The 25,048-nt window shown below is 69.7% G+C and carries 27 protein-coding genes; 13 read left to right on the top strand and 14 right to left on the bottom strand.

The features are described from left to right. Window positions 1-45: 45 nt before the first annotated feature. Genes C4V41_RS25375 through C4V41_RS25395 form a run of 5 tightly spaced genes read left to right on the top strand, consistent with a single transcriptional unit; the run spans window position 46 to window position 4,169 of the window. Window positions 46-1,398 carry an extracellular solute-binding protein gene (locus tag C4V41_RS25375; RefSeq protein WP_103958448.1) on the top strand — a complete coding sequence of 451 codons (1,353 nt, stop codon included), beginning with the start codon at window positions 46-48 and terminating at the stop codon, window positions 1,396-1,398. Further along, a complete protein-coding gene (locus C4V41_RS25380; protein WP_103958449.1) occupies window positions 1,395-2,312 on the top strand; it encodes a carbohydrate ABC transporter permease in 918 nt (305 codons plus the stop codon). Before C4V41_RS25375 ends, C4V41_RS25380 begins: the two co-directional genes overlap by 4 nt. Next, window positions 2,309-3,130 (top strand): carbohydrate ABC transporter permease, encoded by an 822-nt coding sequence (locus C4V41_RS25385; protein WP_103958450.1) that lies wholly within the window; start codon window positions 2,309-2,311, stop codon window positions 3,128-3,130. The genes C4V41_RS25380 and C4V41_RS25385 overlap by 4 nt, the downstream gene beginning before the upstream one ends. 44 nt (window positions 3,131-3,174) lie before the next feature. Next, window positions 3,175-3,519, top strand: coding sequence for a hypothetical protein (locus tag C4V41_RS25390; RefSeq protein ID WP_103958451.1), 345 nt, complete (start codon window positions 3,175-3,177; stop codon window positions 3,517-3,519). A gap of 44 nt (window positions 3,520-3,563) precedes the next feature. Next, window positions 3,564-4,169, top strand: a complete 606-nt coding sequence (locus tag C4V41_RS25395; RefSeq protein WP_103958452.1) for a VOC family protein — start codon at window positions 3,564-3,566, stop codon at window positions 4,167-4,169. An 87-nt stretch (window positions 4,170-4,256) separates the two neighbouring features. Here the strand turns inward: C4V41_RS25395 and C4V41_RS25400 are convergent, their stop codons facing one another. The 3 genes from C4V41_RS25400 to C4V41_RS25410 all read right to left on the bottom strand — a co-directional run bounded on the left by C4V41_RS25400 (window position 4,257) and on the right by C4V41_RS25410 (window position 8,240). After that, the gene (locus tag C4V41_RS25400) at window positions 4,257-5,591 is read right to left on the bottom strand and encodes a hypothetical protein (RefSeq protein WP_146103780.1); all 1,335 of its coding nucleotides are present in this window, start codon (window positions 5,589-5,591) and stop codon (window positions 4,257-4,259) included. Between the two features lie 81 nt (window positions 5,592-5,672). Continuing rightward, on the bottom strand, window positions 5,673-6,488 hold the full coding sequence (locus tag C4V41_RS25405; protein ID WP_103958454.1) for a maleylpyruvate isomerase family mycothiol-dependent enzyme: 816 nt from the start codon (window positions 6,486-6,488) through the stop codon (window positions 5,673-5,675). A gap of 138 nt (window positions 6,489-6,626) precedes the next feature. Continuing rightward, window positions 6,627-8,240 (bottom strand): endo-1,4-beta-xylanase, encoded by a 1,614-nt coding sequence (locus tag C4V41_RS25410; RefSeq protein WP_235030368.1) that lies wholly within the window; start codon window positions 8,238-8,240, stop codon window positions 6,627-6,629. A gap of 349 nt (window positions 8,241-8,589) precedes the next feature. Between C4V41_RS25410 and C4V41_RS25415 the strand changes: the two genes are divergently transcribed. The 5 genes from C4V41_RS25415 (at window position 8,590) to C4V41_RS25435 (ending at window position 12,958) form a co-directional block, all read left to right on the top strand. Beyond that, window positions 8,590-10,254: a class I adenylate-forming enzyme family protein gene (locus C4V41_RS25415; RefSeq protein WP_103958456.1), complete on the top strand. Its 1,665-nt coding sequence runs from the start codon at window positions 8,590-8,592 to the stop codon at window positions 10,252-10,254. 46 nt (window positions 10,255-10,300) lie between these two features. Continuing rightward, a complete protein-coding gene (locus C4V41_RS25420; protein WP_146103781.1) occupies window positions 10,301-10,663 on the top strand; it encodes a hypothetical protein in 363 nt (120 codons plus the stop codon). Between the two features lie 132 nt (window positions 10,664-10,795). Then, a complete protein-coding gene (locus C4V41_RS25425) occupies window positions 10,796-11,203 on the top strand; it encodes a hypothetical protein (RefSeq protein WP_103958458.1) in 408 nt (135 codons plus the stop codon). A 14-nt stretch (window positions 11,204-11,217) separates the two neighbouring features. Beyond that, window positions 11,218-11,568, top strand: a complete 351-nt coding sequence (locus C4V41_RS25430; RefSeq protein WP_103958459.1) for a nuclear transport factor 2 family protein — start codon at window positions 11,218-11,220, stop codon at window positions 11,566-11,568. Window positions 11,569-11,668: 100 nt separating this feature from the next. After that, window positions 11,669-12,958: an MFS transporter gene (locus C4V41_RS25435; RefSeq protein ID WP_235030369.1), complete on the top strand. Its 1,290-nt coding sequence runs from the start codon at window positions 11,669-11,671 to the stop codon at window positions 12,956-12,958. A gap of 1 nt (window position 12,959) precedes the next feature. Here the strand turns inward: C4V41_RS25435 and C4V41_RS25440 are convergent, their stop codons facing one another. Both C4V41_RS25440 and C4V41_RS25445 read right to left on the bottom strand, forming a co-directional pair. Beyond that, window positions 12,960-13,694, bottom strand: a complete 735-nt coding sequence (locus tag C4V41_RS25440; protein WP_103958460.1) for a metallophosphoesterase family protein — start codon at window positions 13,692-13,694, stop codon at window positions 12,960-12,962. Window positions 13,695-13,754: 60 nt separating this feature from the next. Continuing rightward, entirely contained in the window at window positions 13,755-13,988 is a 234-nt protein-coding gene (locus tag C4V41_RS25445; RefSeq protein WP_103958461.1) for a hypothetical protein, read from the bottom strand. 61 nt (window positions 13,989-14,049) lie between these two features. On the opposite strand from C4V41_RS25445, the gene C4V41_RS25450 reads away from it, so the two are divergent. After that, entirely contained in the window at window positions 14,050-14,478 is a 429-nt protein-coding gene (locus tag C4V41_RS25450) for a Uma2 family endonuclease (protein ID WP_327537469.1), read from the top strand. A 206-nt stretch (window positions 14,479-14,684) separates the two neighbouring features. Here the strand turns inward: C4V41_RS25450 and C4V41_RS25455 are convergent, their stop codons facing one another. The 7 genes from C4V41_RS25455 to infC all read right to left on the bottom strand — a co-directional run bounded on the left by C4V41_RS25455 (window position 14,685) and on the right by infC (window position 21,820). After that, window positions 14,685-17,243 carry a phenylalanine--tRNA ligase subunit beta gene (locus tag C4V41_RS25455; RefSeq protein ID WP_103958462.1) on the bottom strand — a complete coding sequence of 853 codons (2,559 nt, stop codon included), beginning with the start codon at window positions 17,241-17,243 and terminating at the stop codon, window positions 14,685-14,687. Next, window positions 17,243-18,283 carry a phenylalanine--tRNA ligase subunit alpha gene (gene pheS / locus C4V41_RS25460; RefSeq protein ID WP_235030409.1) on the bottom strand — a complete coding sequence of 347 codons (1,041 nt, stop codon included), beginning with the start codon at window positions 18,281-18,283 and terminating at the stop codon, window positions 17,243-17,245. The genes C4V41_RS25455 and pheS overlap by 1 nt, the downstream gene beginning before the upstream one ends. A 130-nt stretch (window positions 18,284-18,413) precedes the next feature. Beyond that, a complete protein-coding gene (locus tag C4V41_RS25465; protein WP_103958464.1) occupies window positions 18,414-19,505 on the bottom strand; it encodes a sensor histidine kinase in 1,092 nt (363 codons plus the stop codon). 50 nt (window positions 19,506-19,555) lie between these two features. Next, entirely contained in the window at window positions 19,556-20,359 is an 804-nt protein-coding gene (locus C4V41_RS25470; protein ID WP_103958465.1) for a TrmH family RNA methyltransferase, read from the bottom strand. 70 nt (window positions 20,360-20,429) lie between these two features. Beyond that, a complete protein-coding gene (gene rplT / locus C4V41_RS25475; protein WP_103958466.1) occupies window positions 20,430-20,813 on the bottom strand; it encodes a 50S ribosomal protein L20 in 384 nt (127 codons plus the stop codon). Window positions 20,814-20,840: 27 nt separating this feature from the next. Next, entirely contained in the window at window positions 20,841-21,035 is a 195-nt protein-coding gene (rpmI, locus tag C4V41_RS25480; RefSeq protein WP_103958467.1) for a 50S ribosomal protein L35, read from the bottom strand. A gap of 125 nt (window positions 21,036-21,160) precedes the next feature. After that, complete coding sequence (gene infC, locus C4V41_RS25485; RefSeq protein WP_268808656.1) at window positions 21,161-21,820, bottom strand: translation initiation factor IF-3; 660 nt, start codon at window positions 21,818-21,820, stop codon at window positions 21,161-21,163. A gap of 306 nt (window positions 21,821-22,126) precedes the next feature. On the opposite strand from infC, the gene C4V41_RS25490 reads away from it, so the two are divergent. Then, window positions 22,127-22,378 (top strand): type II toxin-antitoxin system prevent-host-death family antitoxin, encoded by a 252-nt coding sequence (locus C4V41_RS25490; RefSeq protein WP_103958468.1) that lies wholly within the window; start codon window positions 22,127-22,129, stop codon window positions 22,376-22,378. After that, on the top strand, window positions 22,375-22,692 hold the full coding sequence (locus C4V41_RS25495) for a PIN domain-containing protein (RefSeq protein ID WP_103958469.1): 318 nt from the start codon (window positions 22,375-22,377) through the stop codon (window positions 22,690-22,692). The genes C4V41_RS25490 and C4V41_RS25495 overlap by 4 nt, the downstream gene beginning before the upstream one ends. Here C4V41_RS25495 and C4V41_RS25500 read toward each other — a convergent pair. Both C4V41_RS25500 and mltG read right to left on the bottom strand, forming a co-directional pair. Then, window positions 22,664-23,605, bottom strand: coding sequence for a shikimate dehydrogenase family protein (locus tag C4V41_RS25500; protein ID WP_103958470.1), 942 nt, complete (start codon window positions 23,603-23,605; stop codon window positions 22,664-22,666). The genes C4V41_RS25495 and C4V41_RS25500 overlap by 29 nt on opposite strands. Before the next feature lie 90 nt (window positions 23,606-23,695). After that, window positions 23,696-24,847, bottom strand: coding sequence for an endolytic transglycosylase MltG (mltG, locus tag C4V41_RS25505; RefSeq protein WP_103958471.1), 1,152 nt, complete (start codon window positions 24,845-24,847; stop codon window positions 23,696-23,698). Between the last annotated feature and the right edge of the window lie 201 nt (window positions 24,848-25,048).

A 25,048-nucleotide genomic window follows, 5' to 3' on the forward strand; every position in this document is an offset into this window, starting at 1 on the left:
TCAAAAAGATTTACGTTCTCCGCAAGGAAACACGGGGAGGCCGTGATGAGACGTACGCTGGCCGGTTCGCTCCTGCTGCTGACAGCCGTGACCGGCTGCGGTGGCACCTCGCAGACCACATCGGGCGGCAAGGAACTCGAAGTCCTCTACAAGGTCGAGCCGACGTGGCCGCATCTGGAGAAGATGCTCACCGACGCCAAAAAGCAGTATGAGACCGCCCATCCCGGCGTCACCATCAAACTCACCGCGGTCCAGGGCAACAACGAGGCCTACTACACCAAGCTGGCCCTGTTGAATCGCTCTCCCGACTCGGCGCCCGACCTCTACTACCACGACACCTTCCAGGTCAACGCGGACGTCGCGGCCGGCAAGCTGGCCCCGCTCGACGACTACCTGACCAAGTGGAACGACTGGAACACCCAGTTCCCCGACTCGGTCAAGGAGGCCGCCAAGGGCGGCGACGGCAAGATCTACGGCGTCCCGATCAGCACCGACACCCGCGGCCTGTGGTACCAGAAGGACGTCTTCGCCAAGGCCGGCCTGCCCGTCCCCTGGGAGCCGAAGACCTGGAACGACGTCCTGACGGCGGCCCGCACGATCAAGCAGAAGCTGCCCGGCGTGGTCCCGTTCAGCATGTACTCCACCAAGATCCACGGCGAGGCGTCGACCATGCAGGGCTTCGAGATGCTTCTGTACGGCACCGCGGGCGGCACCCTGTACGACGACGCCCAGAAGAAGTGGGTGGCCGGCGGCAAGAACTTCACCGACGCCCTGACCTTCGTCAACACCGTCTACCGCGAGGAGCTCGCCCCCAAGCAGGCCGACGCCCACAACCCCAAGCTGGGCGACAAGGTCAACCTGGAGTGGTTCCCGGCCGGCAAGGTCGGCATCTCGCTCGACGGCGCCTGGTCCGCCGGGGCCTGGAAGCCGACCAGCACGAAGCCGTGGCCGCAGTGGAAGGACAAGATGGGCTGGACCGCCATGCCGACGCAGAACGGCGAGGCTCCGGGCGCGGTCAGCATGTCGGGCGGCTGGGTCATGGCGATGAGCTCGTACACCAAGCTCAAGCAGGAGGCGTTCGACTTCATCACGACCGCCACGAACAAGCAGAACTCGATGACGTACGCGGTCGGCTCGGGCGACCTGGCCCCCCGCAAGGACGTCGCGGCCGATCCGGCGTACAGCGCGGACAACCCGAGCGTGAAGTTCTTCACGGACCTGGCCGCGGTGACGCACTACCGGCCCGCCTTCGAGGTCTACCCGAAGGTGTCGGCCCAGGTCCAGGAGGCCATGGAGGCGGTCACCACGGGCGCCCGCAGCCCTGAGGAGGCCACGGCGGCCTACGCCAAGGCCCTGCCGGCGGTCGTCGGGGGCGCCGACAAGGTCCTGGCGCGATGACGGTCGCCACGGCGCTCTCCCCGTCCGTGACGAGCTCGCCACCCGGCGGGCCGTCACGGCGGCGGCGGGTCCTGCGCTGGCTGCTCCCCCTGGCCCCGGCGCTGGTCCTGCTGACGATCTTCCTGGCGGGGCCCATCCTCTGGAGCCTCTACATCGCCTTCACGAACGAGACCCTCACCGGCTCGGCCTCGGTGAACTCCCGGTTCGTCGGCTTCGACAACTTCGTCAAGATGTTCGCCGACCCGAACTTCGTCAACTCGTTCGTGCTCACGTTCGTCTTCGTCATCGGCTCGGCCGTCATCGGCCAGAACACGCTGGGCCTGATCATCGCCCTCCTCCAGCGCGGCCGCGGCCGGGTGACGCGCAGCGTGGTGAACGGCGTCGTCATCGCCGCCTGGGTGATGCCGGAGATCGTGGCGGCGGCCTGCTGGTTCTCGTTCCTGGCCGAGGACGGCACGCTCAACACCGTGCTCGGCATCTCCCAGGAGTGGCTCTACACGGCCCCGATGGTGGCGGTGATCCTGGCCAACGTCTGGCGCGGCACGGCGTTCTCGATGCTGGTGTACTCGGCGGCGCTGTCGGAGGTCCCCTCGGACCTGGTGGAGGCCGCCGCGGTGGACGGCGCGGGCCCCGTACGGCGGCTGCTGCACATCACCCTGCCGCTGATCCGCCGCTCCATCATGGCCAACCTCATGCTGATCACCCTGCAGACCCTGGCCAGCTTCGGCCTCATCTACGCCCTCACCGGCGGCGGCCCGGGCACGGAGAGCCAGACCACCCCGCTCTACATGTACGAGCAGGCGTTCCGCTACTTCGAGATCGGCTACGGCTCGGCCATCGCCCTCGTCATGCTGGTGATCGGCGCCCTGTTCTCGCTGATCTACCTGCGCCTGATCAAGGTGGAGGACGCATGACGCGACTCGCCGCGCGGGGGGCCGCCTGGCTCTCCCTCCTGCTCATCACGCTGGCCTTCGTCGGCCCGTTCCTGTGGGTGGTCATCGCCTCGGTCCAGCCGGAGGCGACGCTGGCCGCCGCGCCGGCGCTCACCTTCTCCCTGGACAACTTCAAGGCCGTGCTGACCTGGGAGACGATCATCCTGCCGATGATCAACTCGATCGTCATCTCGGGCACCACGGCGATCCTGACGGTCCTGGTGGCGGGCCTGGCCGCCTACCCACTGTCGCGCTACCAGCTCCGCTTCCGCCGCTCGTTCATGCTGACGCTCCTGTTCACCACGGGCCTGCCGGTGACGGCGATCCTCGTCCCGGTCTACGCGATGTTCTTCCGGTTCAACCTGTACGGCTCGGTGCCGGCGATGGTGCTGTTCCTGACGGCGAGTTCGCTGCCGTTCTCGATCTGGATGATGAAGAACTTCATGGACGGCGTGCCGGTCAGCCTGGAGGAGGCCGCCTGGGTGGACGGCGCCGGCTGGGTGCAGTCGCTGAGGTCGGTCGTGGGCCCGCTGATGGCGCCGGGGATCGCGGTCGTGGCGATCTTCGTCTTCGTGGGCCAGTGGGGCAACTTCTTCGCCCCGTTCGTGCTGCTGGACGCCCCGGAGAAACAGCCGGCCGCCGTCACCATCTTCACCTTCTTCTCCCAGTACGGCCAGGTCGCCTACGGCCAGCTCGCGGCCTTCTCCATCCTCTACACGGCCCCGGCGGTGGTCCTCTACGTGGCGGTCAACAAGTATCTGGCGGGCTCCTTCAACTTCGCCGGCTCGGTGAAGGGCTGACCGTGTTAGAAATCAGTATCAAGATCTCGTGAGTGGGGAGCCACATGCTGAAGTCCTGCCTCGCCGTCGCGGCGGCCGTCATCTCCTTATGCTCCTTGGGCGTGGGCCCGGCCGCGGCGGCCACGTGCTCGCCGCAGGCCCCCACCTGCACGGAGGTCCGCGGCACCCCCGGCGCCCACCACTTCTGGTTCAGGTTCCAGCCCGCCCCCGCGACGCCGGCCTTCACCCTCACCCTCAACGGCATCCCCGCCTCGGGCGGCGTCTCGACCTACCGCGTGGGCACCGCGCTCGAAGGCGAGTTCCGCCCCTCCGCCGGCCTGGTCACCGGCGACAAGGTGTGCGTCCGCCTGTCCGGCAGCACCCAGGATCACTGCGCCACCACGCCTTGAGCCAGGGCCTTAACGAAGGTAGTTGAAAGGCGTACGGTTAGGGCATGGCTGCGACCCCGGAAACGGTGCACTGGCGCGGTGTGCACCACCTTGCCCTGGTGACCGCGGACATGGACGCCACCGTGCGCTTCTGGCACGGTGTGCTCGACGCCCGCCTCGTCACCACCCTCGCCGTCCCCGCGTTCAAGCACTACTTCTTCGAAGTCGGCACCGGCAACACGGTCGCCTTCTTCGAATACACCGACCAGCCGCTGGACAGCTTCGCCAAGCCGGCCGGAGTGCCGTACGCGAAGGCGGCCCAGTTCGACCACCTGGCCCTGCACCTGCCGGACGAGGACGCCCTCATCAGGCTGCGCGACCGGCTCAAGGCGCACGGCTGCGAGGTCACCGACGTCATCGACCACGGGTTCCTGCGCTCGATCTACTTCAGCGACCCCAACGGCATCGCGCTGGAGGCGTCCTGGTGGACGATCGACCCGACCGGCAGGCCGGTCGACTACGCCGACGAGCGGCTGTTCGCCGACCCGGACCCCGTGCCCGCCGTGCGTGAGCTCCGGGAGGACGGCCGGCTGCACCACACGGTCGCCACCCGGCTGGTCGACGGCATCGTCGAGGACCTGCGGCGCGAAGGCATCACCCTGGAGCCTTGACGATCTCCGCGGCGAAGGTCGCCATACGGGAGAACGCCGAGGACGATCTCAGCATCGTCATCTCCTCGGGCCCGGTTCAGCGCTGACTCAGGGGATGCGGCGTACGGTGCCGGTGACCTTGCCGTCCGCCAGCTCGGCGGAGAGCTTGAACGACCGGGACTTCACCTCGGCGGAGAACCAGCGCACGCCGCCCGGCACACTCTCCGGGCCGAGCGCAAGCTCCTCCGAGGTTCCGTCCTGGTAGGCGATGCGCACCTTCACCACCCCGGCCGCCGCGAAGCCGACGAGAACGTTGTCACTCGGCAGCCCGAGGTCCGTCACCTCACGCATGATCACCATCGGTCCCCGGTTGTACGCCGCCTTCCACTCGCCGAAGGTCGAGCCGCCACCGTCGATGGCCTCGTCCCGGCGGGAGAGCAGGCGGAACGCGTGCGTGAGGCTCTCGCCCCGCATCCCCGCGGCCACGGCCCAGGCCCGCTCGCCGAGCCTGCCGGACGTGACCACCCGCAACGGCCGGCCATCACCGTCGTCGGGCGGGAACAGCAGGTCAGGCGGATAGTTCAGGATGGAGTCCCGCGCCCGCTCGACGGCCTCGGGACCGGCCGGGCTCAGACCCTCGACGAACGCGTCCACCGCGTCGTCGGCCAGCCCCAGCGAGGACACCTTGACGATCATCCCGTTCTCCCGCCAGAGCCGGACCTTGGGCATCATGAGGCTCAGGTCCTCGTGCACCCAGTCCATGCTGAGCGAGCCGTTGATCAGCAGGTCGCCGCCCGACAGGCCGGTGGTGCCGCGCATCTCCCGGCGCTCCCCGCTGACCGTGGTCCCGGCGAGCACCTCCATATCGGCGTCGCCGGGCAACTGGCTGACGACGATCCTGGCGCGCTTCTGCCGGTTCGTCCAGACGCGCTCGGTCCCCCCGAGCTCCGCGCGCCACCCACCGACCGGCAGCGAACCGTTCTTGACGAGGCTCAGCCCGTCCGGCAGGCGTCCGTCGTCGATCCGGGGCCGCCGCCGATCCTCGACCACCCCGTTGGCCGCCGCGGTCAGCTCGGCGTCCGACAGCCCGTGGCCCAGCACCGCGAACGACTCGAAGTCCTGGCTGGTCTTGTCCGGCCAGGTGATCCAGCGGTGCCGTCCCGAGCCGCCCATGGTCGCCTCGTGCCTGTCCAGCTTGACCGGCTTGCCGCCGTACGGCGGATCCCAGTCCTCCGAGTCCGTCACCAGCACGGCCAGCGTCCTGTCACCGTCCGCATAGGCCGTGACCGGGTCTCCTTCGGCTTTCGATGGCATCATCTCCTCCAGATGAAGACCTCCTGGCCGCTCCGGTAAGAGCGGAGCCGCCGAGACCGCCACGTCCTGACCACACCCGGCGCCCAGGGCGATGAGGACGGCCGCCAGGAACACGCGAAAGGCTCTCATTCCGGCTTTGACGCGAATTCCGGCGCCCGAGTTCCCGTTGGGCGCGACCTGCCGGCCGTCGCACCGGCAGGTCACGAAGCGCTAGATCCGGAAGAAGAGATTCAGGTACCGGTCGGCGATCGCCAGATCACCCCGGACCGTCCCCGAGTTGCTGCGCCCGAACGTCGTGAGCACCATGCTCCCGGCGTCGAACTCGATGACCGCCGGCAGCCCGTCCAGGTTCGCCTGCCGGTACGTCATCCCCTCAGCCCCGACCGAGACCCGGAAGTCGCCGCCGTTGACGCCGCCCACCCGGATCCCGACGTCGAACGGCGTCAGGTCCGCCCCCTGTTTGATCGTCGACTGCCACAGCACGAACATGAACGGCACGAGCAGGTCGGCCGACTCCCCCGGCAGGCCGTGCGCGCGGCCGGTGCCTTGGCGGACGTCCCACGAGTGGACCGCGTAGTCCATCAGTTGCCCGGCCGCGTAGAAGTAGGCCGGGAGCGGGCCCATGTAGAAGTGCGGGACGGTCAGCCCGCTCCACTCGTCCTCGCCGAGGTCGCGCAGGATCGCCTGCATCCGCTCGAAGTCGGTCTTGAGCCGGTCGAGCAGCTCCTTCTGCGGGACCCCGCGCAGCGCCATGGCCTGGTCGTTGACGCGGGCGCCCATCCCGGGCAGTCCGTACGCCGTACCGAGCTCCCCGCCACCCCGGGCGGCCTCGAAGGCGGCGAAGTAGCCTTCCGTCGTGTCGACGATGTGCGCGACCACGTCGCGCGTCGTCCAGCCCGTGCAGGCGGTCGGAGCCTCCCACGCCTCCTCGGGCTCGGCCAGCGCGAACAGCCGCTCGGCCTCGTCCCTGACGACTCGCAGGATGGTGTCCTTCCCGGCGTACGAGGTGGCATCCCATTCGTTCATGCCGTTCACCTCCTATGGCGAACGACAGACCTCAACGGTTTAACTGTCAATATTCCCACCGGAGAGAATCCCCTGGGGCGGGCCGGTAGCCGGGCGGGCAGGCCGGGCAGACCCCAGGGGATCCCCGTTCAGGGCTGGTCAGGCACAGGTGTATCCGGAGACGGTCTGCGTGTTACCGCTCGGCCGGCTGACCTGGAAGCCGAAGGTGGTGCCGCCGTTGGGCGCCAGGTTGCCGTTGTGGCCGGCGTTCCTGGCCGTCACGGTCTGGCCGCTGACGGTCAGGGCGGCGTTCCAGGAGCCGGCCAGGGTCTGACCGGCGGGCAGGGTGAAGGTGACGGTCCAGCCGGTGATGGCGGCGGTGCCGGTGTTGGTGACGGTGACGGGCTGGACGACGTAGCCGTTGTTCCACTGGTTCTGTACGGTGCCCACCGCGGTGCAGCCACCGCCGCCCGGCCCGCTCGTGGTCGTGAACGTGGCCAGCGCCGAGTTGCCGGACAGGTTGCCGGCTCCGTCGCGCGCCCGCACGTACACCTGGTATTGGGTGCTCGGGCTCAGCCCGGTCAGCGTGATCGAGTTGGTCGTGCTCTGCCCGAGCTGGGTGTCGGTGGTGCCCTGCTCGCGGTAGACGTTGTAGCCCGCCAGGCCGCTGCCGCCGCTGTCGGTCGAGGCGGTCCAGGTCAGCGCGGCGGAGTTGGAGGTGACGCCGCTCGACGCCGGTGTGCCGGGCGTGGTCGGCGGCGTGGTGTCGGTGGTCGAGCCGCCGGCCAGGGCGTCGTGGACGGCCGTGTACGACGGTTTCTGCTGGTAGCTCTCGTTGTAGATCAGCGCGGCGCCCTGACCGGAGAAGGTGTCGGGCACCCACGAGTATTTGTCGGTGAAGCCCCAGATCGTCACCCCGGCGCAGGCCGAGACCGCCAGGCAGGCGTTCACGACGTTGCGGTAGTAGGTGGCCTGGGTGGCGTCCTTCGTGGCGTCCCTGGGCATCTGCATCCGCACGTCCAGCTCGGTGATCCGGACCTGGACGCCGAGCGCGGCGAAGCGCTGCAGGTTCTGCTGGAGGTCGCTCGGGAAGCCGTACTGGATCGCGAGGTGTCCCTGGAAGCCCACGCAGTCGACGGGCACGCCCTGCTGGCGCAGCGACGAGACCAGGTTGTACATCGCGGTGCTCTTGGCGTTGATCCCCTCGACGTTGTAGTCGTTGATGCACAGCCGCGCGTTGGAGTCGGCGGCGCGGGCCGCGCGGAAGGCGTCGGCGATGTAGCTCTGGCCCAGCGTGTTGTACCAGAACGAGGTCCGCATGTTGCCGTTGTCGTCGAAGACCTCGTTGACCACGTCCCAGGAGACGACGGCCGCGTTGCTGGCGTAGCGGCCGACGACCTGGCTGATGTGGTTCTGCATGGCCGAGCGCATCGCGGTGGCGCCGAGGCCCTGCACCCAGCCGGGCGTCTGGCTGTGCCACACGAGGGTGTGGCCGTGGACCTGCTGGTTGTTCTGGGTGGCGAAGTTGACGATGGCGTCGGCGCCGGAGAAGTTGAACTGGTTCTGGCTGGGCTCGGTGGCGTCCCACTTCATCGCGTTCTCGGCGGTGATCTGGTTGAACTCCGTGGCCGCGATATTGCGGTAGGAGGTCTCGTTGGCCAGCGGGCTGGTGGCGAGGGCCGCCCCGATGAACTTGCCCCGCGCCTCGGCGTGCGTACGCAGGGGGCCGGACGCTTCGGCCGCGGTGGCGGGCAGGAGGAAGGCTGCGAGCATCCCCACCAGGGTGAGGATTCTGACAAGCGACGAATGCACGGACATCTACCTCCGGAGGCAGGCACTCGGTTCCGAAAGTTTTCGGCCCGGACAGGACCGCATCGCCGACGGTATTGACATGCCCGTGCATGGTCAATGGCAGGCAAACCCCGCCGCCAAAGCAGCAGTTGACGCGCTGAAACTATCGGCAGATATATGAAACTTTCACGGAGGTTTCCCCGCAGGCGACCCCTGGGAACATCAACGGCAGAGGGGGCAATATGGCCATTTTTCCTGGTCTAGCGCGACGTACCTACCGGTCGGTACTGTGAATTATCCGGAATAATCGTCCACTGCGGGAGTTCTGCGCATGTCTCTTTCGCACGCCCAGGTCCAGGCCCAGCTCACCGGTCCAGGCCAGCTGTTCGAGATCGAGGAGATCGGCGACAGCGGCGTACGCACGTGGAAGCACGCACCGGCCCACTTCCGCGCCCTGCTGGAGATGAGCCGGTTCCACGGCGACAAGGTCTTCCTGGCGTACGAGGACGAGCACCTCACCTTCGAGGAGCATTTCCGCCGCGCCGCCACCCTCTCCGCCCGCCTGGTCGAGGAGTACGGCGTGACCAAGGGCGACCGGGTGGCCGTGGCCATGCGCAACTATCCGGAATGGGCTATCTCGTTCTCGGCCGTGCTGGCGGCGGGGGCCATCGCCGTACCGCTGAACGCCTGGTGGACGGAGGCCGAGCTGACCTATGGCGTGCACGACTCCGGCGCCAAGGTGCTGATCGCCGACGGCGAGCGCGCGGTCAGGCTGGCCTCAACGGGCGTGCCGATGATCGTCACCAGGGGCGAGGCCCCGGCGGGCGCGCGGGCGTTCGACGAGGTGCTGGGTGAGGTGGTCGCCGACGTGAAACTTCCGGACGTCGAGCTGTCCCCCGAGGACCCGGCCACGATCTTCTACACCTCCGGCACGACCGGAAACCCCAAGGGCGCGCTGGGCAGCCACCGCAACCTGGGCCAGTCCCCCATGACGGTCGCGTACGGTCTCATGCGCGCCACCGCCCTGGCCGGCAAGGACGTCGCGGCGGCGGCCGGAGTGCGCCGGGTCACGCTGCTGACCGTCCCCCTCTTCCACGTCACCGGCTGCTTCTCCGCCCTGACCACCACGATGTTCAGCGGCGGCGGCCTGGTGCTCATGTACAAGTGGGACCCCGAGCAGGCCCTGCGCCTCATCGAGCGCGAGCGGGTCACCGCGATGATCGGCGTGCCGACCAACGCCTGGCAGCTCATGTCCCACCCCGACTTCGGCAAGTACGACCTGTCGTCGCTGACCACCCTCGGCTACGGCGGCGCCCCCGCCCCGCCCAAGCTGCTGGAGCGCATCACCCAGAACCTGCCCGACCGCGCCCCCTCCAACGGCTACGGCATGACCGAGACGACCGCCCTGGCCATCGGCAACGGCGGCGCCGACTACCAGGCCAGGCCCGACAGCATCGGCCTGCCCGCGGCCGTGGTGGACGTGCGCGTGGTGGACCCGTCGGGCGCCGAGCTGCCGCCGGGCGAGGTCGGCGAGCTCTGCGTACGCGGCCCGAACGTCATCCTGGGCTACTGGAACAAGCCGGAGGCGACCGCGCAGACGTTCGTCGGCGGCTGGCTGCACACCGGCGACCTGGCCAAGATCGACGACGAGGGCTTCGTCTACATCGTGGACCGGGCCAAGGACATGCTGATCAGGGGCGGCGAGAACGTCTACTGCGCCGAGGTGGAGGCGGCCCTGTTCGAGCATCCGGCGGTGGACGACACGGCGGTGATCGGCGTACCGGACGACGAGCTGGGCGAGGAGGTCGGGGCGGTCGTGCGCCTGGCCCCCGGCCGGACGGTCACCGCCGAGGAGCTGCAGGCGTTCCTGGCGAACCGGATCGCCAAGTTCAAGATCCCGGTGCACGTGTGGTTCCGCGAGGGCGAGCTTCCCCGCAACCCCGGCGGCAAGATCCTCAAGACCCACCTGCGCAGGGAGATCCTGGGCAGCGCCTGATCATCGTCCGCTAGAGTTGGCGCTCCAACCCCCCGGGAGTGCCCTCGTGCGTCGCCATCGGTCAGGCAGGATCGCCGCGTTCGCCGCGGCGGGCTATGGGCTCGTGGCCATCGCCGCCGGCGTGGCCACGCCGGCCACCGGCAGGCTCGACCACGCCTGGTGGCTGGTCGTGCACGACTCCCCGCTCATGGACTTCACCGTCAGGTGGTGGCTCGTGCTGCTCCTGGCGCCGGTCGCGGCCGTACAGGGCTGGGCCTACTGGCAGATCCTGCCCGGCCCGGCCCGCGGCGACCCGCGACCGGCGGGTCACCCTCCTGCGCCGGACGTTGTACGCCTCCGTCGCCAGCGCCTGCTGGTCATGGCGTACCCGGCCGAGGGCGACAAGGTCGTGACGTACCGGAAACGGTGACGACGGTCACATTTCAACGGCGTTTCCGCAGCTCGGCGCCCCACGCTTACCTGACGCGTAATCGCGGCCCCTACCCCCTGGCTGACATCTTTCAGGTGTCGCACCGAACAGCCACAACAAAGGGAGCCCGACATGACCGCTGTGACCGTCACCGCCGACCGGACGAAGTTCCTGCGCCTCGCCCTGGCCGCCGACGCCGTCGTCACCGGCGGCAACGGGCTGATCTACCTCGCCCTCGCCGGCCCCGTCGGCACCCTGCTCGGCCCGGACGCCGGCCTGCTGCGCGGCATCGGCGTCTTCCTCCTCGTGTACGGCGTCGCCGTCGGCCTCCTGGCCGCCCGCCGCGCGATCAGCCCGGCCGGCACCAAGGCGGTGATCGCCCTGAACATCATCTGGACCCTGGGCAGCGTCGCCGCCGTCGTCACGGGCGCGCTGGAGTTCACCACCATCGGCGCCATCTGGGCCATCGCCCAGGCGCTCGTGGTCGGCGGCTTCGCCGAACTGCAGATCATGGGCCTGCGCAAGGCCCGCACCAACTAGACCCGGGAGACATCATGACCCTCATCGAACGCTACGTCGCAGCCTGGAACGAGACCGACCCCGACGCCCGCGCCAAGGCGGTGGCCGGCCTGTGGACCGAGGACGCCACCTACACCGACCCCCTGGCCGACGTGGCCGGGCACGCCGCGATCGCCGCGGTGATCGAGGGCGCGCAGGGCATGTTCCCCGGCCTGGTCTTCACCCCCGGCGAGACGTACGACGCCCACCACCACGTCGCCCGCTTCACCTGGCACCTGGGCCCCGAGGGCGGGGAGCCGGTCGCGATCGGGTTCGACGTGGTGGAGCTGGCCGAGGACGGCAGGATCCGCAAGGTCCTCGGCTTCCTCGACAAGGTCCCCTCCTGATCTTCCTGATGGACGGCCTCCGGGTACTCCCGGGGGCCGTCGGCGTGTGCGCTGAAATCCATTTGCCCTGATCACTTCACGTGTCGGACAATCTGAACTCGTGCTCAATGCCGTAAAGCGCCTTTCTCGCCATCTGACCATCGACGTGAGCCCGCTGCGCGACTCGCGCGACTACCGGCTGCTGTTCACCGCCGGGGTCATCACGATGTTCGGCTCGTTCATCACCTTGGTGGCGGTGCCGTACCAGATGAAGCAGCTCACCGACTCCTATCTGGCGGTCGGGCTGGTGAGCCTGGCGGAGTTCGTGCCGATGGTGGTGTGCGGGCTGTGGGGCGGGGCCATCGCCGACGCCCTCGACCGCCGCAAGATCATCGTGGTGAGCGAGCTGGGCCTGCTGTTCACCACCGCCACGCTCATGGTCAACGCGATGCTGCCCGACCCTCAGGTCTGGGTCCTGTACGTGGTGGGCGCCGTGTCCACGGGCATCGCCTGCCTGCAGCGCCCGAGCCTGGAGGCGGTGATCCAGCAGGTCGTCAAGCACGACCAGCAGTCGGCCGCCGCGGTGTTGTCGAGCCTGCGCTGGAACTTCGGCGCCATCGTGGCCCCGGCGCTGGGCGGCCTGCTGGTGACGACGTGGGGCCCCGCGGGGGCGTACGCGCTCGACAGCCTCACCTTCGCCGTGTCGCTGGTCCTGCTGTGGCGCGTGGGCTCGCTGCCGCCGGCCGAGGACGCCGCGCCCGCGTCGCTGAAGTCCCTGGTCGAGGGCGTCCGGTACGCGATGGGCCGCAGCGACCTGATCGGCACGTACGTGGTGGACATCGCCGCGATGGTGTTCGCCATGTCCACGGCGCTGTACCCGTGGCTGGCCGACGAGCTGCGGTCGCCGCAGGCGCTCGGCCTGCTCTACTCGGCGTCGGCGGTGGGCGCCCTGATCGCCTCGGTCACCGGCCGATGGACGGCGCGGGTGCAGCGCCAGGGGCTCGGCGTGATCGTCTCGGCGGCGCTGACGGGCGCGGCGGTGGCGCTGACCGCGCTGGCCCCCAACGTCTGGCTGGTCTTCGTCTGCCTCGCGCTGGCGGGCGCCGCCGACATGGTCAGCGGCATCTTCCGGATGACGATGTGGAACCAGACGATCCCGCCGGAGCTGCGCGGCCGGCTGGCCGGCATCGAGCTGCTCTCCTACGCCAGCGGCCCGATGCTGGGCAACGCCCGCGCCAGCCTGATGGCCAAGCTCAGCGGCACCCGCTTCTCGCTCGGCGCGGGCGGCCTGCTGTGCGTGGGCGCCGTCCTGGCGCTGGCCGCCACGTTGCCCAGATTCCGCCGGTACGACGCCAGGACCGACGAGCACGCCCTGTCGGAGAAGGCCCGCCGGGAAACGGCCGCCGCCTGACCTACCCCCGCTTCCCGAACGCGGCCAGCGCCTCGGCGTCGGAGTAGACGCTGGTCACGTATTCGGCGACCCACTCCTCGATCCCGCCGAACCCGCTCTCGGCCACCAGCCGTTCCCCCACCCGCCGGGCGTCGAGCGGCGTGTTCCGCAAGGTCACCGCGCCGCTCTCGCCGTCCAGCAACGCCCACTGCGCCCCGTGACGCCCGTACGGCATCCCCACCGAGCCCGGATTGACGACCAGCACCCGATCGGCGAGCCGGACGAACGGCATGTGCGTGTTGCCCAGCACCACGGTGTCGGCGCTCTCCCCCGCCAGCACCTCGCCCCACCGCTCGATCGAGCTGTCGACCAGCACGATCTCCTCGTCGCTACGCGGCGTCCCGTGCACGAACAGGGTGCTCCCCAGGCGCCCGAGCTCGACCGTCCACCGCTCGGGCATGCCGCTCAGCAACGCGACCTGATCCCGCCGCAGCTCCTTCGCCGCCCACTCGGCCGACGCGAACGGCCCGGCCTTGCCCCCGGCGATCTCCACCAGCTCCCGATCGGCGTTGCCCCGCACCCAGAGGGCCCGCTCCCCCAGCGAGACCAGCAGATCCAGCGTCTCGACCGGCATGGGCCCGGCGGCCACGTCACCGGTCAGCACGATCAGATCAGCCGCGGCCACGTCGGGCTCACTCAGCACGGCCTCCAGCGCGGGCAACACCCCATGGACATCGGACAACACGGCGATTCGCATATCGCCACCCTGCCCTGATTCAGGCGCCCCGGCCCCGCTGTTCGCTACCCGGAGAACCCCTCACTCGGCCTCCCGCCACCCCTCATACCGCTCGGCCAGCTCATCGACCTTGGCCAGCGCCTCTTCGTCCAGCCCTTCGACCACGACCAGCCACTGCGCGTCCTCGGCGTCGTCCTCCCCGGCCAGCGTCTCCCGCACCACCCGCGGCACCCCGAGCCCCGGAAACCACTCCCCCAGCGTCTCCGCGACCTCCTCGGCGTCGTCCCGCTCCCCGAACACCAGCAACTGCCTCATGAACCCGCATTCTCCCAGCCATTGCCCGCACACGGACCGTCGCGGCCGATAACGTTGCGTCATGACAGAGGACCTCGATGCCCTCCCTCCTGGGGTCATCCCCCCACCCGACGGATTCGCGGCCGAAGACCTCGATCGCCTGCCCGACCTCCCCGTCCACACGGAGCTGATCGACGGCGCCCTGGTCTTCCCGAGCCGCCGCGCCCTCTTCCACATGCGCGCCGTCTCACTCCTGGACGGCAGGCTCCGGCGCGCGGCCCCGGCCGCATTCCGCGTGCGCCGGGAGATGAGCGTCATCCTCAGCAGAGGCCAGCGCCCCGAACCGGACCTCTGCGTCGTGGCAGCGGACGCCGGGCAGGGCGCCAAGGAGACCTTCTACCGCCCTGACGACGTCTCGCTCGTCGTCGAGGTGGTCTCACCCGCGTCCGACGTGCGCGATCGCCAGCGCAAGCCGCACCTCTACGCCTCGGCCGCCATTCCGCACTTCTGACTCGTCGAGAACGAGGCCGACCAGCCGGTCGTCCACGTCTACGAGCCCGACTCCGTCACCGGCTCCTACATCCCCACCGGCGTCCACCGCGACCGGCTGAAGCTGACCGTCCCCTTCGACCTCGACTTCGACCTCGCCGCGATCAACCGCATATGACGCGAAAGGGCCGGCGCGGCATCCGCCGCACCGGCCCTCCGGAGTCAAGCTCACGAGCTCCGCAGCTGAGCCCCCACCCGATCGGCCGCCATCGCCACCGCCGCGTCCCTGGCCGCCGTCGTCTCCTCAACCGTCAACGTCCGGTCAGCGGCCCGGAACCGCATCGAGTAGGCGAGCGACTTGTTCCCCTCGCCCACCTGCTCCCCGGCGTAGACGTCGAACAACCGGATCGACTCCAGCAGCTCCCCGGCCCCATCGCGCAACGCGGCCTCCACGTCGGCCACCGGCGTGAAGTCCGGGACGATGAGGGCGACATCCTGCGTGGCGACGGGATAGGCCGACACCGCCGGCGCCTGGACCGGCCCCGTCATGGCAGCCTCCAGCCGGGACAGCTCCAGCTCCATCGCCGCGGTGCGCGGCGGCAGCCCGTAGGCCTGGATGACCCGCGGATGCAGCTCGCCCGCGTGCCCCACCAGCGTGTCGCCCACGTAGAGGGCGGCGCACCGGCCCGGGTGCCAGGGCTCGTGCTGGTCGGCGCTGATGGACAGCTCGACCCGCGCCTCGCCCGCCACCAGCCGCGCGGCCTCCACGGCGTCGGCCCACGACACCGCACGGCCCGCGCCCCACCAGCCGGACCGCTCGAACTCCCCGGCCAGCACCACCGCGACCCGCATCGGCTGGTCGGGCAGCGCCGCCTCGATGGAGGCCAGCTCCTCGGCGGTCGGCCGGCGCTCGACGCCGAGCACCGGCGCCACCTCGGGCGCACCCGGCCGCGGCCGGTAGACCGGCCCCGTCTCGAACAGCGCCACGTCGGTGAAGCCGCGCCCGACGTTGCGTACCAGGGTCTTGAGCAGACCCGGCAGCAGTGTCGTCCGCATCAGCGGCTCGTCCTCCGACAGCGGGTTGGCCAGCCGCATGGCGTTACGCCGCGCGTCGTCGGCGGGCAGCAGCAGCCGGTCGAAGTCGTCGGCGCTGATGAACGGGTAGTCGAGCACCTCGACGTAGCCGCCTTCGGCCAGCGTCCGGCCGACCCGCCTGCGCAGCCGCTGCCCTTCTGTGAGCCCGGCGCCGGCCGGGGCGGCGGGCAGCACCGACGGCAGGCTCTCGTAGCCCTCCAGCCGGATGACCTCTTCGGCCAGGTCGTTGGGGTCGGTGAGGTCGGGACGCCAGGACGGCGGCGTCACGGTGATCATGTCGTCGCCGGTGACGGCCAGCCTGGCCGCCAGCGCGCCGCCGGTCACGACCCCGGTCGGGTCGACGCCGCCCTGGCGCACGGCCGGGTCGTCGCCGCCGGTGACGACGCAGCCGACCTGCTCCAGCCGCGCGACCACGGTGTCCCTGGAGTAGGACACCCCGGCCACCCGGCCCGGGTAGCCGGACGGGATCGCGATGCGCGCGGGCGCCACCTCGACCTCGGCGTGCGTGACGCCGGGCGCCACCGTGGCGCCGCCCAGCTCGGCCAGCATCCGCACGGCCCGCCACGAGGCGATCAGCGGCAGCTCCCGGTCGACGCCCCGCTCGAAGCGCTTGGACGCCTCCGACACCAGCCCGTGCCTGCGCGACTCGCGCGAGATGCCGGTCGCGGAGAAGTGGGCGGCCTCGATGACGATGTCGGTGGAGGCGCCGGAAATCTCGCTGTCCAGGCCGCCCATCGTGCCGGCCATCGAGATCGGCCCCGACTGGTCGGTGATGAGGATGTCGTCGGGGTCGAGCTCCCGCACGACGTGGTCGAGCGTTTCGAGCTTCTCACCGGGCCTGGCCCGGCGTACGACGATCTCACCGCGCAGCTTGTCGCGGTCGAACGCGTGCAGCGGCTGCCCGAGCTCCAGCATCAGGTAGTTGGTGATGTCGACGGCCAGGGAGACGGGACGCATGCCGGCGCGCTGGAGGCGTACGCGCATCCAGAGCGGGCTCTGGGCCGACGGGTCGAAGCCGCGCACCTCGCGCAGCACGAACCGGTCGCACGCCGTCGCGTCGGCGATCGACGCGGGCCAGGACGGCTCGGTCTCGGCGGGCGGCTCCTCGACGTCGGCGGGGTCGCGGAACGGCACCCCGAACGCGGTGGCCGCCTCGCGCGCCACGCCCCTGATCGACAGCGCGTAGCCGATGTCGGGCGTGATCTCCAGCTCGATCACGTCGTCGCGCAGCCCGAGCAGCTCGACCACGTCGGTGCCGATCGGCGTGTCCGGGGGCAGCACCATGATGCCGTTGTGGTCGTCGCCCAGGCCGAGCTCGCGCTCGGAGCAGATCATGCCCTCGGACAGCCGCCCGTACGTCTTGCGCGCCCCGACCTCGAACCCGCCCGGCAGCACGCCACCGGGCAGCACGACGGGCACGCGGTCGCCGGCGGCGAAGTTCGTCGCGCCGCAGACGATCTCGCGCGGCGCGGCCTCGCCCGTCTCGACCTTGCAGTGCCTGATCGGCTTCTTGAACCCGGTCAGCTCCTCGATCTCGAGCACCTCGCCGACCACGACGTTCTTGACGTCATGGCCGTGCGAGACGATCGACTCGAGCTTGAGCCCGGCCGCGGTCAGCTTGTCGGCCACCTCGTGGGCGGTGACCGCCGGGAGATCGACATACTCCCGCAGCCAGGAAAGCGGGACCCTCATCAGATCTCCATTCCGAACGGGAGCGTGAAGCGCACGTCTCCCTCGACCATGTCACGCATGTCCTCGGCGTTGTGGCGGAACATCAGCGTCCGCTCGATGCCCATGCCGAACGCGAACCCGGAGTAGCGCGAGGGGTCAACGCCGCACGCGATGAGCACGCGCGGGTTGACCATGCCGCAGCCGCCCCACTCGATCCAGCCCTCCGACTTGCAGGTGCGGCAGGGCGGGTTGCCGAGGATCGCCGAGGCGCCACGGCAGACGAAGCACTTGAGGTCCATCTCGGCGGACGGCTCGGTGAACGGGAAGTAGTTGGGCCGGAACCGGGTCGTGATGCCCTTGCCGAACATCACCTCCGCGAACCGGTCGAGCGTGCCCTTGAGGTGGGCCATGGTCAGGCCCTCGTCCACGGCCAGCCCCTCGGTCTGGTGGAAGACCGGGGTGTGGGTGGCGTCGAGCTCGTCGGTGCGGAAGGTCTTGCCCGGCGAGATCACGTAGACCGGCAGCTCGCGCTGCAGCAGCGCGCGGATCTGCACCGGCGAGGTCTGCGTGCGCAGCACCATGCCGGAGTCGGTGGACCCGACGAAGAAGGTGTCGTGGTCGGAGCGGGCCGGGTGGTCCTTGGCGATGTTGAGCGCGTCGAAGTTGAACCACTCGCCTTCGAGGTCGGGCCCCTCGGCCACCTCGTAGCCCATCGCGACGAACGCGTCGGCGATGCGCTCCTGCAGCGTGGTCAGCGGGTGGCGGGCGCCGCGCGGCCGCCGGTCCCAGGGCAGGGTGACGTCGACGCTCTCCTCGACGAGCACGCGCGCGTCGCGCTCGGCCTCCAGCTCGGCCTGGCGGGCGGCCAGCGCCTCGCCGATCGCCTTGCGGGCGCCGCCGACGCGCTTGCCGGCCTCGGCGCGGGCGGCCGGCGGCAGGGCGCCGATCTCGCGGTTGGCCAGGGCGATGGGCGAGCGGTCGCCCGCGTGCGCCAGCCTGGCCTGCTTGAGTGCGTCGAGGTCGGCGGCGGCCTTGATCGCCTCGATGGCGTCGGCCTCCATGCGGGACAGCTCGTCGGCGTGCAACGGTGTCACCTCGACGGGGTCGTAATCAGACAAGAGTGAGCTCCGTATCCAGGGCTTGAGCGGAAAAGAGTCTAGTGGGACCCGCCCACCGGGGCCGACTCGCTCACTACGGGATGACGAAGTCGGGGGTGCCGGTGGGCACGGTAAATCGGAACTCCGCGCCGCCCTCGGGCGCCCGCTGCACGGCGATCGTCCCGCCATGCGCCTCGACCAGGCCCTTCACGATGAACAGGCCGAGCCCGGTGCCACCGCGCCTGCGGCTGTTGCCGCCCCGCCAGAACTGCCTGAAGACGCGCGGAGCCAGCTCGGGCTCGATGCCCTCGCCCTCATCGCGCACCGACACGGCCACTCCCCATCCGACGGATTCGATTTCGATGGTGACGGTGCCCCGCCCGTGGCGCACCGCGTTTTCCACCAGGTTACCCAGGATCTGGTCGATCTTGTCCTGGTCGAGCCACATCTCCGGCAGGTCGTCGTCGACGATCAGCTTGAAACGTTCCTCGCTCTCACCGGCCGCGACCCGGCCCGCGACGAGGCGGCGGGTCCTGGCCGGGATGTCGACGACCTGGCGGCGCACCTCCAGCCGCCCGGACTCGATCCGCGAGACGTCGAGCAGCTCGGTGATGAGCCTGGTGACGCGGTCGGCGTCGTTGTTGACGGTCTCCAGCATGACGCGCTTCTGCTCGTCGGTGAAGCGCGTCCATTTCGCCAGCAGCGTGGCGGTGAACCCCTTGACGCTGGTCAGCGGCGAGCGCAGCTCGTGGGCCACGGTGGAGACCAGATCGGCGCGGCTGCGCTCCAGCCGGGCGCGGGCGCCGCCGTCGCGCAGGGTGATCGCGACGCGCTCGACCTCGCCGCCGCGCTCCGGCTCGCGTACGAGCCTGGCCGCGACGTAGAGCTCCTGGCGGCCCGGCAGGTGCAGCGGCCGCTCCGGGACCCTGCTCCGCGTGCGCAGCCCGCCCTCGGGGTCGAGCGCCTTCCACCAGTCGCGCCCGTCATGGTCGCGAAAGGGAAAGACATCGTTCATGTGCCGGCCGACCGCGCGTTCCATGGCGACGCCGGTGAGGCGTGACGCGGCCTGGTTGACGGCCACCACGCACCCATATCGGTCGGTCACGATGAGCCCGTCAGGAAGGTCGTCGATGGCTATCGTGCACGCGGCGGCCACCACTCGCCCGTCGGTGTCTGCGCCGTGCACGACCTCGCCTCCTCCGCCTACAACGCCGACAATAGCGGGTTTCCGGTCCCCTAGGGGACCCGCTGCGCCCTGGCCGATGAGTAAAGGCATACCGCCGCCGCGGTGGCCAGGTTCAGGCTTTCCGCCTGTCCGTAGATGGGCACCCGGACCACGTCGTCGGCCTCGGCGAGGATCTCCTCCGGCAGTCCCCAGGCCTCGTTGCCGAAGATCCACGCGGTCGGTCCGGAAAGATCGACGTCGTCGAGCGTGTGCTTGCCCGCGCCGTCGGCCGCCAGCACGCGCAGTCCCCGCTCCTTCAGTTGACGCACGGCGGTGGCCACCGGTGCACCGATGGCGACGGGGAGGTGGAACAGGCTGCCGGCGCTGGCGCGTACACACTTGCCGTTGTACGGGTCCACGGAGGCGTCGGTGAGGATCACCGAGTCGGCGCCGGCGGCGTCGGCCGCCCGCATGACGGTGCCGGCGTTGCCCGGGTCGCGCACGTGCGCGAGCAGCGCGACCAGCCGGGGCTCACCGGTCAGTGCCCGCTCCAGCGGCACGTGGACGAGCCGGCAGACGGCCACCAGCCCCTGCGGGGTCACGGTCTGGGACAGCTCGGACATGACCTCGCCGCTGGCCCGGTGCACGGGGACGCCCTTGAGCGTGGCCTCGGTGATCAGTTCGGGGTGGCGCAGCTCGGCCTCGGCGGTGCTGAAGAGCTCCAGGGTCACGTCCTCGAGCTTGAGCGCCTCGCGTACCGCCTGGGGGCCTTCGGCCAGGAACTTGCGGTCCTGCTCCCTGAAGGCCCGCTTGGTGAGCCGTCTGGCGGCCTTGACCCGCGGCGATCTCACGTTGGTCAGCTCGGACCCCGCCATGCTCTCCCCCTGCGTTTCATACAACAAAGGGCCCACCGCAATCGGTGGGCCCTCGATTTAAGGCGATCGCTCAGCTCGCGGCCGGAGCGTTCACGTTCGCCGGAAGCGCCTTCTTGGCGGCCTCGACGAGCGTGGCGAAAGTCTGGCTGTCGTTCACCGCGAGATCGGCGAGGATCTTGCGGTCGACTTCGATGTTGGCCAGGCGCAGACCCTGGATCAGGCGGTTGTACGTCATGCCGTTCTGACGAGCGGCGGCGTTGATCCGCTGGATCCAGAGACGACGGAAGTTGCCCTTACGGTCCTTACGGTCCCGGTAGGCGTACGTCATCGAGTGGAGCATCTGCTCCTTGGCCTTGCGGTAAAGACGTGACCGCTGGCCACGGTAACCGCTCGCCCTGTCGAGGACGACCTTGCGCTTCTTCTTGGCGTTGAGCGCCCGCTTCACGCGTGCCATGTTCTTCTCCCCGGGGGTTCGCGCTACTTACTTGGCGAGCAGCTTCTTGATCTTCTTGGAGTCGGCGTCGGAAAGGACGACCTCGTTCTTGAGACGGCGCGTCAGCGTGGACGACTTCCACTCGTTGTAGTGCGCGCGGTTGGCACGGCGACGCTTGATCTTGCCGGTGCCGGTGATCCGGAACCGCTTCTTCGCACCGCTGTGCGTCTTCATCTTCGGCATGTCGCCGTCTCTCCTCGTTTCGGTCGTGCCGCTGGCCGGGCCGGTGCTGGTCGGCCCGGTAGCGACGTCTTCGTCTGCCGGTGGCTGGCTGGGGTCCCGCCTGTAAGGCTAACCCCAACTGCGGGTCACGCTTCCGGTACGGATTCCGGTACGGAAGGCTCCTCGTCGCCACGCTGGGCCTTGGCGGCGGCCTTTTCGGCCTTGGCCTCGGCCTTCTTCTTGTGCGGACCGATCACCATGATCATGTTACGGCCGTCCTGCTTGGCGTGGGACTCCACGAACCCGAGCTCCTGGACGTCGTCCGCGAGCCGCTGCAGCAGCCTGAAGCCGAGCTCCGGCCTGGACTGCTCACGGCCACGGAACATGATCGTGACTTTGACCTTGTCTCCCGCCTTGAGGAACCGCACCACGTGACCCTTCTTGGTCTCGTAGTCGTGCGGGTCGATCTTCGGCCGGAGCTTGATCTCCTTGATGATCGTGTGCGCCTGATTCTTGCGCGCCTCGCGCGCCTTCATCGCGGACTCGTACTTGAACTTGCCGTAGTCCATGAGCTTGCACACGGGCGGTCGAGCCGTGGCCGCGACCTCGACGAGGTCGAGGTCGGCCTCCTGGGCGAGCTTGAGGGCGTCGTGAATGGACACGATGCCGACCTGCTCGCCGTTCGGGCCCACGAGGCGAACCTCGGGAACTCGGATACGCTCGTTGATGCGGGGCTCAGTGCTGATGGGGCCTCCTAGGTTTGCGATCCCTACGTGCTCGTCGTGCCCGGGACTTCTCGCTTTCAACGCGAAAAGCCCCGCACGTCGCGCATGCGGGGCCACTGAGCTCTTTGGCTTCGTGGCCTCGAGCTCCCCGGAGTAGTCCGGCGTGATCCTGGACCCGGCCACCTTGCGGTGACTCAGGTGGGAGGGAGACCTCCGCTTGCGCGTCCAGCAAGGCATGCCGGACCGATCAGAGAGCTACATTACCACAACACCGGCATCCACTCGAATCATCCCCGCCGGCCAAGACCGCCCCTCAAACTTCTGTCCAGAAAACCAGCCAGGAGGGGCAAATGACAGTACAACAGGCCGAAATTACCAAGTGGCAGGCTGCGGGAGGCCGAACAGCGCTTCAGCGAGGTCGCCAGGAGGGCCCATGATGAAGGCCCGCAGATCGTCACCGGGCATGGGCACGACGTGGCGGTCATTCTCGGCATGACCGTCGGCTCAAGGGCGAGCAGCCGGACTTCAGCTCTCGGCTCCCGATCTGAGCGTTCTCGACCTTGCCCGCGACAAGAGCGCCGAGACGCGGGGCCCGGGCTTCGAGGGCGCCGAGTGAGCTACCTGTCCTGTCAGAGATGACCAAGCGCACCAGAGACGCGCACGTGCAGGCATGGCTCGGCACCGGCTCCGGCCTTTACGTGAGCGTCATGGTGTTCGGCGAGATCCGCAAGGGTGCCGTGGTCGCCGAGGAGTGGGGGCGGTTGCACGCCGTGCGGCCGCTGCCGATCATCGACGGCCTCATCGCGGCCACCGCGCGTACCCATGACTGGACCCTCGCCACCCGCAACGTGAAGGACTTCGCCGGGCTCGACGTCAAGACCGTCAACCCGTCCGAGGGCCGACCGCCTGACGATAAGACCGTCGTCAACCCGTTCGGCTGGCCGACCGCCTGACGATCTCGGCCGTGCCGGCGGCGCGCATGGCCTCCACCGGCACGTCGGACCGCCCCGTCATCAGCTCCACCTGCCGCACCGCCTGGTGCAGCAGCATCTCGAACCCCCCGACCACCGTGCCGCCCCCCATCTGGACGGCCGCCGCCGCGCGGGTCGGCCAGGGTGAGTAGACCACGTCGAAGAGCGCCGGCACCCGCGTCAGCCGCCCCGCGAAGACGTCGGCCGCCCCTCCGGGCAGCGTCGAGACCACCAGGTCGACGCCGATGAGCGCGTCGAGCTTGTCGAACGTCTCCACTGCCAGCGCCACCCCCAGCCGCTCGGCCACCTCCACCGTCTCCCCCGCCCGCGCGGGGTCGCGCACCAGCAGGGTCGCCGAGAACAGGCCGAGGTTGCGCAGCGCCGCCAGCGCGGAGGCCGCCGTGGCCCCGCCGCCCAGCACGGTCGCCGAGCGCGGCGCGGGCACCCCCGCCTCGGCCAGCGCCTGCTCGATCCCGTAGACGTCGGTGTTGTGGCCGTGCCGCGCGCCGTCGCCGAACACCACCGTGTTGGCGCCGCCGACCTCCACGGCCAGCTCGGACACCGTGTCGAGCAGGGGCAGCACGGCCCGCTTGAGCGGCATGGTCAGCGACAGCCCCGCCCAGACGTCCGCGCCGGCACCCGGACCGGCCTCGGCGTCGGCACCCGCACCAGGACCGGCCTCGGCATCCGAACTGGCACCCGCACTCGCACCGGCACCGGTCTCGGCACCGCCGCGCACGGGTGTGAGCCCCGCCAGCAGCCCCGGCAGGCGCGCCTCATCGCACTCGTACGCCTCGTAGCTCCACCCGTCGAGCCCCATCGCCTGGTAGGCGGCCCTGTGCAGGTAGGGCGAGAGCGAATGGCCGATGGGTGACCCCATCACCGCAGCCCGCATCCACACTCCTTCCGAACAGCAAGACCTTATCGCCCGGGCACGACAGCGGCGCACGACCGCCCGGTCGTGCGCCGCCTGGAGAATGCCGGGTCAGCCGCCGTTGGCCTTGTACTTGGCCAGGAGCGCCTGGCGCTCGGCCTCCGTGGTGGCGAAGCTGGTGACGTCGCTCTTGGGGTCGGTCGCGACGAAGTAGAGCCAGGTGCCCTTGGCCGGGTTGAGCGCCGCCTCGATGGCGTGGTCGCCGGGGTTGACGATGGGACCGGGCGGCAGGCCCAGGTTCATGTACGTGTTGTACGGGTGCTTGACCTTCGTCTCGGCGAAGGTGGCGGCGGTGCCGTACTTGTTGAGCGCGTACATCACCGTGCTGTCCATCGCCAGCTTCATCTCCGGATTGCTCTCAAGCCGGTTGTAGATGACACGGGCGATCTTGGACATGTCCTGCTGCCGGCCCGCCTCAGCCTGCACGATGCTCGCGATGATCATGATCTCGTGCGGCGTGTGGCCCAGTTCCTTGGCCCCGCCCTCGAGGTCGATCTGCTCGGCCGTCTGCGAGAACCGCTTGACCATCGCCGCCAGGATCTCCTTCGGCGTGGTCTTCGGCCCGTACTCGTACGTGGCCGGGAAGGCGTACCCCTCGAGTTTGCCCTTCGCGTACGACGGCAGGTCGAGGTCCTTGGTGTTCTTGGCCGCCGCCTGGAACTCCTTGAGCGGCTTGCCGGTCTCCTTGGCGAGGATGGCGAGCGCGTCGGACAGGCGCTTGCCCTCCGGGACCGTCGCCGTGGCGAGCAGCCGGTTCTCAGGCGTGAGCAGGGCGACCGCGCTGGCGGCCGACATCTTCTTGCGCATCTTGTACTCGCCCGGCTGCAGCGCGGCGCTCTTGTTCGCGCTGGCGACCGCGTTGGTGAACGCTCTGGCGCTGGCCACGACCCCCAGCCGCTCCAGCTCCACCGCCACGTCGGAGGCGCTCTGGCCGTCCTTGATCTCGAGGACGACCTCGCCCGTGCCGCGACCGCTGAAGTCGTCGGGCACGAGGGCGTCACTGAGCCAGAGGTAGCCGTAATATCCGCCGCCGCCGAGGATGCCCGCCAGCACGATGAAGGCGAGCAGCGGGGCCATGAAGCCGCCCCGGTTGCGGCGCCGGCGCCGGCGGCGGCCACCGCGTTTGCCGCCGCGGCCACCGCGCCGGGGAGACCCTTCGTCGTCCTCGGCGCCGAGCAAGGTGTTCAGATCGAGATCGTTCATAGGTGCGCTGGCCAATCTCCCGGTAGTGCCCGCCGGACGTCAAGCGGAACTGCAGAACCGGCTGGGGTCACCGAGCGAAACTGGGGGGTTCGCCGGACATGTTCCCATGCCCGACAGCTATCACTCTGCGTAGCCATGCTAAGGGACGGAAAGAGCACGCGTGCCCCCTTTTGGGGCTTTTGCGCGGGAACAGAGGGGGTT

The organism is Nonomuraea solani (assembly GCF_900108335.1).
Taxonomy (GTDB): Bacteria; Actinomycetota; Actinomycetes; order Streptosporangiales; family Streptosporangiaceae; genus Nonomuraea; species Nonomuraea solani.

Excerpts from the sequence above, each read along its gene's own strand:
- C4V41_RS25410 (WP_235030368.1), bottom strand. The coding sequence starts at position 8,240 with ATGCTCGCAGCCTTCCTCCTGCCCGCCACCGCGGCCGAAGCGTCCGGC.
- C4V41_RS25400 (WP_146103780.1), bottom strand. The coding sequence starts at position 5,591 with ATGAGAGCCTTTCGCGTGTTCCTGGCGGCCGTCCTCATCGCCCTGGGC.
- C4V41_RS25425 (WP_103958458.1), top strand. The coding sequence starts at position 10,796 with ATGACCGCTGTGACCGTCACCGCCGACCGGACGAAGTTCCTGCGCCTC.
- C4V41_RS25470 (WP_103958465.1), bottom strand. The coding sequence starts at position 20,359 with ATGGCGGGGTCCGAGCTGACCAACGTGAGATCGCCGCGGGTCAAGGCC.
- C4V41_RS25380 (WP_103958449.1), top strand. The coding sequence starts at position 1,395 with ATGACGGTCGCCACGGCGCTCTCCCCGTCCGTGACGAGCTCGCCACCC.
- C4V41_RS25500 (WP_103958470.1), bottom strand. The coding sequence starts at position 23,605 with ATGCGGGCTGCGGTGATGGGGTCACCCATCGGCCATTCGCTCTCGCCC.
- C4V41_RS25440 (WP_103958460.1), bottom strand. The coding sequence starts at position 13,694 with ATGCGAATCGCCGTGTTGTCCGATGTCCATGGGGTGTTGCCCGCGCTG.
- rpmI (WP_103958467.1), bottom strand. The coding sequence starts at position 21,035 with ATGCCGAAGATGAAGACGCACAGCGGTGCGAAGAAGCGGTTCCGGATC.
- rplT (WP_103958466.1), bottom strand. The coding sequence starts at position 20,813 with ATGGCACGCGTGAAGCGGGCGCTCAACGCCAAGAAGAAGCGCAAGGTC.
- C4V41_RS25405 (WP_103958454.1), bottom strand. The coding sequence starts at position 6,488 with ATGAACGAATGGGATGCCACCTCGTACGCCGGGAAGGACACCATCCTG.
- mltG (WP_103958471.1), bottom strand. The coding sequence starts at position 24,847 with ATGAACGATCTCGATCTGAACACCTTGCTCGGCGCCGAGGACGACGAA.
- C4V41_RS25375 (WP_103958448.1), top strand. The coding sequence starts at position 46 with ATGAGACGTACGCTGGCCGGTTCGCTCCTGCTGCTGACAGCCGTGACC.
- C4V41_RS25430 (WP_103958459.1), top strand. The coding sequence starts at position 11,218 with ATGACCCTCATCGAACGCTACGTCGCAGCCTGGAACGAGACCGACCCC.
- C4V41_RS25495 (WP_103958469.1), top strand. The coding sequence starts at position 22,375 with ATGACCAAGCGCACCAGAGACGCGCACGTGCAGGCATGGCTCGGCACC.
- C4V41_RS25445 (WP_103958461.1), bottom strand. The coding sequence starts at position 13,988 with ATGAGGCAGTTGCTGGTGTTCGGGGAGCGGGACGACGCCGAGGAGGTC.
- C4V41_RS25415 (WP_103958456.1), top strand. The coding sequence starts at position 8,590 with ATGTCTCTTTCGCACGCCCAGGTCCAGGCCCAGCTCACCGGTCCAGGC.
- C4V41_RS25450 (WP_327537469.1), top strand. The coding sequence starts at position 14,050 with ATGACAGAGGACCTCGATGCCCTCCCTCCTGGGGTCATCCCCCCACCC.
- C4V41_RS25455 (WP_103958462.1), bottom strand. The coding sequence starts at position 17,243 with ATGAGGGTCCCGCTTTCCTGGCTGCGGGAGTATGTCGATCTCCCGGCG.
- C4V41_RS25390 (WP_103958451.1), top strand. The coding sequence starts at position 3,175 with ATGCTGAAGTCCTGCCTCGCCGTCGCGGCGGCCGTCATCTCCTTATGC.
- C4V41_RS25385 (WP_103958450.1), top strand. The coding sequence starts at position 2,309 with ATGACGCGACTCGCCGCGCGGGGGGCCGCCTGGCTCTCCCTCCTGCTC.
- C4V41_RS25395 (WP_103958452.1), top strand. The coding sequence starts at position 3,564 with ATGGCTGCGACCCCGGAAACGGTGCACTGGCGCGGTGTGCACCACCTT.
- pheS (WP_235030409.1), bottom strand. The coding sequence starts at position 18,283 with ATGGAGGCCGACGCCATCGAGGCGATCAAGGCCGCCGCCGACCTCGAC.